Raw genomic sequence first — 7804 nt, forward strand, 5'->3', positions numbered from 1 at the left:
CCGCGAGGGTGACGGGTTGGGAGATGTCCCCCCTCACGCGGCCCCCTCGCCTTCGCGAGGGTGACGAGTTGGGTATCCCCTCAATACGGCCACGGCGTCCCGACCACGACGCACGCCAGAAACACCAGCAACCCGGCAAAGCGGTTCGAGCGGAACCGCCGCAACGCCCCCGCGCCATCGTCGGGCGCAAGCGTCGCGACCTGCCAGACGAAATGCCCCGCGACCGGCAGCAGCGCGACGAGCGCCAGCCAATCGGGGCGCCACACCCAGATCGCCGCCCCCCACAGCATCAGCGCCGCCGCATAGAACAGCCCAACACCCAGCCGCACCCGAGTCCCCATCCGCAGCGCCGACGAGCGCACCCCGATCAGCGCATCGTCCTCGCGGTCCTGCAGCGCGTAGATCGTGTCATAGCCGACCACCCAGCAGATCGACCCGGCATAGAGCAGCAGCCCGGGCGCGGCGAGCGCGCCGCTCACCTCGCTCCACCCGACCAGCGCCGCCCAGGAGAAGACGAGGCCGAGCCACACCTGCGGCCACCAGGTGATCCGCTTCATGAAGGGATAGGCCGCGACGGGCGCGACGCTGGCGACCGCGATCGCCGCGGCGAAGAGGCGAAGCTGCAGCAGCACGACCAGCCCGACCAGGCACAACAACAGCAGCCACGCCCAAGCCGCGCGCAGCGACACCGCGCCGCTCGCGATCGGGCGGTTGCGCGTGCGCGCCACCTGCCGGTCGAGATCGCGATCGACGATATCGTTGAGCACGCACCCCGCCCCGCGCATCGCGATGCTGCCGAGCAACAGCCAGAGGATCAAATCCCAGCGCGTCACCGCCCCGCCGGCGAGCGCGACACCCCACGCCCCGGGCCAGAACAGCAGCCACCAGCCGATCGGCCGATCGAACCGCGCGAGCAGCGCGAACCGACGCGCCGGCGCCGGGAGCAGGCCGACAAGGCCGCGATGCTCGGTATCGGGGGTGAGGTCTGCGGCGGCGCGATCAACGGAGGTCATGCCGCATGCTCATACGCGCGCGGACAGAATGCGGAAACGCCGTTGTGCGACCGCCCCCGCGCTATCGCGCAACGAGCATCGCGCGCCGCCTCGACTTCGCCATGGTCGGGCGTGATAGAGGTCGAGACCCGCTACCGGGCCGGACACAGGCGGACAGCATGGTACATCTCTCCGTCGCGATCGGACGGTTCTTCGAAGCTTTGCTCTGGGCGCTCGCGCGCGGCGTCGGGGTGATGGCCGGCTGGGCGATCCTCGCGGCGCTCGCGCTGGCGGTCGTCGCGCTCGCCGTGCGCGCGGTGTGGCGGCGGCGGTGACCGCCCGCGACCAGAGAGATAGCCACTGACGACCGTCGCCCCGGCGGAGGCCGGGGCCGCTGCGTTTGGGCACGCCGTGTGCGGGGACGTCGGTCCGATCGACCCAATGCCCTTCGCGCGATCCGGCGGCGCCCTCCCCACGAGCATCGCGCGATCACGCGTCATTCGGCTTCGGCGACGTCGGCTATACGGCGGTTGCACCAAGCGCTGCAAAACGCGCCGCGAGGAAATCGACCAGCAATCGGATCTTGAGGAAACGCCCTCGACCGGTCGGAAACACCGCATGCAATTCCGGCATACGCCCCGTCCAGCGCGACAGCACCGGAACGACCCGACCATCCGTCACGAGCGGCGCGACCAGCTGGTCGGTCGCCAACATCAACCCGAACCCGGCCGCGAGCGCACCGAGCAAAGCGGACGGGTCGTCGGCGATCATCACCGGCGCGATGGCATAGTCGTGTACCGGGCCACCGCTGCTCAGCCCCCATGCATGGCCATCCTGGCGCTCGGCCAGACGATTGGCGAGCGTCGCGTGCTCCAGCAGGTCGTCCGGGTGCACCGGCGTTCCACGACGATCGAGATAGGCGGGCGCCGCGTAGATCCGGTTCGGAAATCGCGTCAGTCGCCGCGCGACCAGCGCACTGTCGGGAAGCGGGCCTAGCCGCAGCGCGATATCGACATCGTCGCCAATCAGATCCGCCGCGCGATGATCGAGCCGCAAATCGAAGCGGATCTGCGGATGCAGCATGCCGAATTCGACCAGAAGCGGCGCGACGACCCCCACCGCCAGCGAATGCGGCAGACTGATCCTGATCCAGCCCGCCGCCTCGCCCTGCAGGTCTCGAACCGCCTGTTCGGCGGCCGCCAGCGTCTCCCCCCAGTCTCCCAGATGCCGGCGATATTCGTAGCCGGCTTCGGTCAGCGAGAGCGACCGGGTGGTACGATCGAACAGCCGCGCCCCGAGCGCGGTTTCGAGCGCACGGACCCGCCGTACCAGATTGGTCTTCGGCTGGTGCAGCCGCGATGCGGCGGCGGTGAAGCCCCCGAACTGGGCAACCGCGAGAAAGGCGAGCGTATCATCGGCAGACATCGCGCTCTCCATTAGACCGGATAAGGTCCACTGAATACCGCAAACGGCGGCTAATCGGCGCGGTCGGTTGTGACTATCTCCCCGTACCCAGAGGAGACGAACGATGGATATCAGCAAGACTTTGGCGGCCGCTTTGCTTTCCGCCATTCCCGCAACTTCGGTAGCGCAGACGCCGTGGCCGCAGGCGCCGGGCTATTATCGGATGCAGCTCGGCGATTTCCGCGTGACGGTCCTGTCGGACGGGTCGGTGGATCGGGATTTGCCGGCGATCATGAGCGACCCCGATCTGGTCCGGGATCGCTATAAGACGCAGCATCAGGCGCTCCCGGCGCGGCTGTCGATCAACTGCTATCTGATCGACACCGGCGCGCACCGCATCCTGGTCGACACCGGGGCCGGCGAACTGTTCGGCGCGGGCGTCGCGGGTCAGCTCGTCGCCAATCTGCGCAGCGCCGGCTATGCGCCCGAGGATATCGACACGATCCTGCTGACGCATATCCACGGCGACCATTCGGGAGGCCTTTCGATCGGCGGTCGCCGCGTCTTCCCGGCCGCGACCGTCTATGTCGATGCAGCCGATCCAGCGCTGTGGCTGAGCAAGGCGGCGGAAGCGCGCGCGCCCGCGGCGCAACGCGTTACCTTCGATCAGTCGCAGAAGACGGTCGGTCCGTATGTCGCCGCAGGTCGGTTGAAGACCTTCGAAGCACCGACCAGCCTGTTTCCCGGCATCCGTGCCATCGCGTTGCGCGGGCATACGCCTGGGCAAAGCGGCTATGTCATCGAAAGCAAGGGCGAGCGTCTGCTGCTGTGGGGCGATGTCATCCATTCGGCCGAGGTGCAGTTCCAGCACCCTTCGGTGACGATCCACTATGACGTCGACCCGAAGGCCGCCGCGGCCACGCGCAGCGCTATCCTGGCGGAGACGGCTGAAAGCGGCGTTCTGGTGGGTGGCGCGCATATCGCGTTCCCAGGGCTGGGCCATGTCGCGCGCGACGCGAAGGGCTATTCCTGGGTGCCGCAGCCATGGTCCTCCCAACCCTGATCGCCGCCCCGCACGAGAGACGGCCGCGCACCGGACGACGTTCGCGCCCGCGTGATGTGGACAAAGCGCATGACGGTCGAGGGGTGTTGAGGCCGGCATGGGCGATTCGTCGTGCGGCAGGTTTCTTCAGCACGGTCGGGTTCCGGGCCGCGCCTTGCTCTCTGGCGGGGCTCGGGGAGGTCGTTTTCGACCTGTTCGTTTCCCATTCGATATCGTACGGTCCGGTTTCGGGCGGGGCCGCACTGCGGCGCGGGCCGCAACTGCGGAAAATGGTGGGCAGGCGATCGACCGCTTTCGGGACGGCGGATGGCGATAGTCGATATTGCCGCGAGACTGCCTCCTTTCCCGAAACCGATCGCGTATAGGGCATGGCCGGCTCTGGTAGAGCGCGCGCGGAACGCGGTGGGCGCAGGCGTCACTGCGATGCGCACAGACCGGTGGCGTGCAGGATTGCGATGAAGGGGGAGCGCTGCTCGAGCGGTTCAATCCGCCCTGGGAGAGCGCTCGTTGCTTGCGTCGTACATCTTGACCTCGTTGCGCATCCTCCCGCCCCAGCGCTGAAAAATCTCGACCACCTCCGGCCGCGCAAGATAGGCATTCAGCGCCGTCCGGTCGCGCCACCGCTCCAGAACCGTGACGCTTCCCTCGCCCGGATCATCCAGCGTGAACGAGAAGAACAGGTTCCCGTCTGCCGAACGTCCAAACGGCAGCGTCGCGCGCGCGTCCGTCATGAATGCGTCGACGTCGGAGGGTGCTACGAAGACATGACCAGCAATAATCAACATTTACAATACTTCCGTTATTGTGGAGCAAGGCTTTGCGGCACCGCAGGAACCGCGTTGCGCAGACACGACCGCGTCAACGCTACGCAAGGACCTGATCGACGTGTAACCCGTCCATCTGCGCTATGGTGCCAAAGGCGGCCATGCCCACAAGAGCTTCGCGATCGGCGTGAATGTTCGGGTTCGAGGTCATCGTTTTTTCCGTTCCTGTGAAAACGAGATAGGAATGAGATTATTACCAACAATGCGCTATGACCGGCACGTACTGTTGATCTGAAAGAAGCAATGGATGCGCAGCGGCGAATTTGGCGAACTCAACGCGTTCATGGCCGTCGTCGAAGCGCGCAGCTTCCGCGCTGCTGCACAACGGCTCGGGGTTACCCCTTCGGCGCTCAGCCGCACCATTGGTCGATTGGAGTCACGGCTGGGGCTACGACTGCTCAATCGCACGACGCGCAGCGTCAGCCCCACCGACGCTGGCCTATCGCTCCACGCGCGGCTCCGGCCGGTCCTTGCCGACCTTCAAGAGGCGGTCAGCGACACGGCCGCGATGCAGGACACGGCCGTCGGCACGCTCCGGCTCAACTTGCCGAGGCTGGCGGCAGACCTCATCCTGACGCCGCTGCTCGCGCGGTTCGGCGAACGACATCCGGGGATCAGGCTGGAGCTGACGATCGACGATGGATTGAGCGACATCGTGGCGCAAGGGTTCGACGCAGGGATCAGAATCGGCGATCGCCTGGCGCGCGACATGATCGCCATCCGCCTGACGCCCGACTTTCGCAACGCCGTTGCCGCCTCGCCCGCCTATTTCGCTCAACGATCCAGACCCGAAACGCCGTACGATCTGCGATATCACGCCTGCCTGAACTACCGCTGGTCCGCAACCGGTCAGCTCTATCGCTGGCCTTTCAACGGACCAGACGGGCCGCTCGATATCGATGTCGAGGGACCGCTGGTCGTCAACGACACATCCGTGATCCGAGATGCCGCTATCAGCGGGATGGGAGTCGCGTGCCTGCCCGAAGCCTTTCTCGCCTCGCAGATCGACAGCGGCGCGCTCGTCCGGGTGCTGGGGCCGTGGTGTCAGCCATTCTCCGGGTTCCATCTGTACCATCCCAGCCGACACCAAACGCCGACGACACTTCGGGCTCTGATTGCCTTCATCCAGACCGAGCACAACCATCCCCGTTGATGTACTCGCGAATACGGCAGGAGATACCGTTGACGTGCCAAGCCCGCTGGTACCTCGCAAATCCTATTCGGCGAGCTAGGCGCCCGCTGATTGCGTGTTCAGGCGACCGCCCGAGCCCGCCTGCGGGCGCAGTGGGACGACCACGCTTCGGGGTAGCAAACCGCCGCCCCACCCCCTACCACGCCGCCATGCCCGCTACCCCCGCCTGGCCGCCGCAATCGACCCCGCGCCTGTTCGTCGCGACCCCGCTCGGGCTCGGCCCGCTGCGGATCGACGGCCCGCAGGCGCATTATCTCGGCAGCGTCATGCGGATGAAGCCGGGCGATCCGGTCAAGCTGTTCGACGGCCAGTCGGGCGAATGGCTCGGCGTCGCGGCGAGCGTCGCCAAGCGCGAGCTGATACTGGACGTCACCCAACAGCTGCGCGAACCCGAGACGGTGCCCGACCTTTGGCTGTGCGCCGCGCCGATCAAGAAAGGCCGGATCGACTGGGTCGCCGAGAAGGCGTGCGAGCTGGGCGTCGCGCGGCTGGTGCCGGTGCTGACGCGGCGCACCGTGGTCGATCGGCTCAACGGCGAGCGGTTGCGCGCGCATATGATCGAGGCGGCCGAGCAATGCGGCCGCACCGCGGTCCCCGAGCTCGCCGAGCCGGTCAAGCTGACGGCGCTGCTGCGCGACTGGCCCGCCGAGCGCGCGCTGTTCTTCGCCGACGAGACCGGCGGCGCGCCCGCGCTCGGCGCGATGCGCGGAGGTGCCGCCTCGGCCGCGATCCTGATCGGCCCCGAGGGCGGCTTCGACGAGGACGAGCGCGCGGCGATCCGCGCGGTGCCCGGCGCGGTCGCGATCGGGCTCGGTCCGCGCATCCTGCGCGCCGATACCGCGGCCGCTGCGGCCGTGGCGATCTGGATGGCATCCCGAGGCGATTGGTAGCCATTCGAAACCCGCTGGCGGGCGGACAAAGGCAGCGCTAAGGCGCGGTCATGACAACGCGCCCAGACACCATCAAAAGCTCGCCCCTGATCGAATCGCGCGACCAGCTCGTCGCCAGCTTCGCGCGTGGCGAGAAGCCCGCCGAACGCTGGCGGATCGGCACCGAGCACGAGAAGTTCGTCTATGCCGACAGCGATCATCACGCGCCGAGCTACACCGAAAAGGGCGGCATCCGCGATCTGCTGAAGGAACTCGAGAGCTTCGGCTGGGCGCCGGTCACCGAGCGCGGCCCCGACGGCACCGAAAACGTCATCGCGATGACGGGCAGCGACGGCTCGATCAGCCTCGAGCCCGCGGGGCAGTTCGAACTGTCGGGTGCGCCGCTCGAAAACCTCCACCAGACCTGCGCCGAGACGGGGCGTCACCTCGAACAGGTCAAGGCGATCGGCGAGAAGTTCGGGATCGGTTTCCTCGGGCTCGGCATGTGGCCAGACAAGACGCGCGCCGAGCTGCCGATCATGCCCAAGGGCCGCTATGCGATCATGCTGCGCCACATGCCGCGCGTCGGGTCGATGGGGCTCGACATGATGCTGCGCACCTGCACGATCCAGGTGAACCTCGATTACGCGTCCGAAGCTGATATGGTGAAGAAGTTCCGCGTCGGCCTCGCGCTCCAGCCGCTGGCGACCGCGCTGTTCGCGAACTCGCCGTTCACCGAGGGCAAGCCCAACGGGATGCTGTCGTATCGCAGCCATATCTGGTCGGACACCGATCCGGCGCGCACCGGTATGCTGCCGTTCGTGTTCGAGGACGGCTTCGGCTATGATCGCTACACCGACTATGCGCTCGATGTGCCGATGTACTTCGTCTACCGCGACGGCAAATATATCGACGCCGCCGGCCTGTCGTTCCGCGACTTTCTGCGAGGCGAGCTGTCGGTGCTGCCGGGCGAGAAGCCGACGCTCGACGATTGGACCGACCATCTCTCGACCGCCTTCCCCGAGGTGCGGCTCAAGACCTTCCTCGAGATGCGCGGCGCCGATGGCGGGCCGTGGAACAAGATCTGCGCGCTGCCGGCTTTGTGGGTCGGGCTGCTCTACGATCAGGGTGCGCTCGATGCGGCGTGGGATCTGGTCAAGGACTGGACGATCGACGAGCGGCAGGCGCTGCGCGACGCGGTGCCGAAGCTGGGGCTCGACGCGCCGGTGGCGGGCGGCCGGACGCTGCGCGACATTGCGGGCCAGGTCGTCGACATTTCGAGCGCCGGCCTCACCGCGCGCGCGCGGCTCGACGCGAGCGGCAGCAACGAGACGGGCTTCCTCGATCCGCTGCGCGAGGTGGTGCGCAGCGGCAAGGTGCCGGCGCAGGTGCTGCTCGACAAATATCACGGCGTGTGGGGCGGCGACGTCTCGAAGGTCTATGACGAGCTGCGGTTCTAG

General features: G+C 67.3%; 8 protein-coding genes. 5 read left to right on the forward strand and 3 right to left on the reverse strand.

Features of this window, described 5'->3' with window-relative positions:
* Positions 1–80 precede the first annotated feature (80 nt).
* Complete coding sequence (gene ubiA / locus RH90_RS17780; RefSeq protein WP_010187639.1) at positions 81–1013, reverse strand: 4-hydroxybenzoate octaprenyltransferase; 933 nt, start codon at positions 1011–1013, stop codon at positions 81–83.
* Positions 1014–1171: 158 nt separating this feature from the next.
* Here ubiA and RH90_RS24000 point away from each other — a divergent pair, with 158 nt between their 5' ends.
* The gene (locus RH90_RS24000; RefSeq protein ID WP_010187641.1) at positions 1172–1327 is read left to right on the forward strand and encodes a hypothetical protein; all 156 of its coding nucleotides are present in this window, start codon (positions 1172–1174) and stop codon (positions 1325–1327) included.
* 184 nt (positions 1328–1511) lie between these two features.
* On the opposite strand, the gene RH90_RS17790 is transcribed toward RH90_RS24000, so the two are convergent.
* Positions 1512–2564 carry a LysR family transcriptional regulator gene (locus RH90_RS17790; RefSeq protein WP_232280381.1) on the reverse strand — a complete coding sequence of 351 codons (1053 nt, stop codon included), beginning with the start codon at positions 2562–2564 and terminating at the stop codon, positions 1512–1514.
* Between RH90_RS17790 and RH90_RS17795 the strand changes: the two genes are divergently transcribed.
* Positions 2521–3459 carry an MBL fold metallo-hydrolase gene (locus RH90_RS17795; RefSeq protein WP_010187650.1) on the forward strand — a complete coding sequence of 313 codons (939 nt, stop codon included), beginning with the start codon at positions 2521–2523 and terminating at the stop codon, positions 3457–3459. The genes RH90_RS17790 and RH90_RS17795 overlap by 44 nt on opposite strands.
* A 482-nt stretch (positions 3460–3941) precedes the next feature.
* Here RH90_RS17795 and RH90_RS17800 read toward each other — a convergent pair whose 3' ends face one another.
* Complete coding sequence (locus RH90_RS17800) at positions 3942–4244, reverse strand: putative quinol monooxygenase (protein WP_010187652.1); 303 nt, start codon at positions 4242–4244, stop codon at positions 3942–3944.
* A 286-nt stretch (positions 4245–4530) separates the two neighbouring features.
* Here RH90_RS17800 and RH90_RS17805 point away from each other — a divergent pair, with 286 nt between their 5' ends.
* The 3 genes from RH90_RS17805 to RH90_RS17815 all read left to right on the forward strand — a co-directional run bounded on the left by RH90_RS17805 (position 4531) and on the right by RH90_RS17815 (position 7804).
* Positions 4531–5436: a LysR family transcriptional regulator gene (locus tag RH90_RS17805; protein ID WP_010187654.1), complete on the forward strand. Its 906-nt coding sequence runs from the start codon at positions 4531–4533 to the stop codon at positions 5434–5436.
* A gap of 188 nt (positions 5437–5624) precedes the next feature.
* Complete coding sequence (locus RH90_RS17810) at positions 5625–6365, forward strand: 16S rRNA (uracil(1498)-N(3))-methyltransferase (RefSeq protein ID WP_010187656.1); 741 nt, start codon at positions 5625–5627, stop codon at positions 6363–6365.
* 50 nt (positions 6366–6415) lie between these two features.
* Positions 6416–7804, forward strand: coding sequence for a glutamate--cysteine ligase (locus tag RH90_RS17815; protein WP_010187657.1), 1389 nt, complete (start codon positions 6416–6418; stop codon positions 7802–7804).

The sequence above is a fragment of the Sphingomonas sp. PAMC 26605 genome, assembly GCF_000241485.1.
Taxonomy (GTDB): domain Bacteria; phylum Pseudomonadota; class Alphaproteobacteria; order Sphingomonadales; family Sphingomonadaceae; genus Sphingomonas.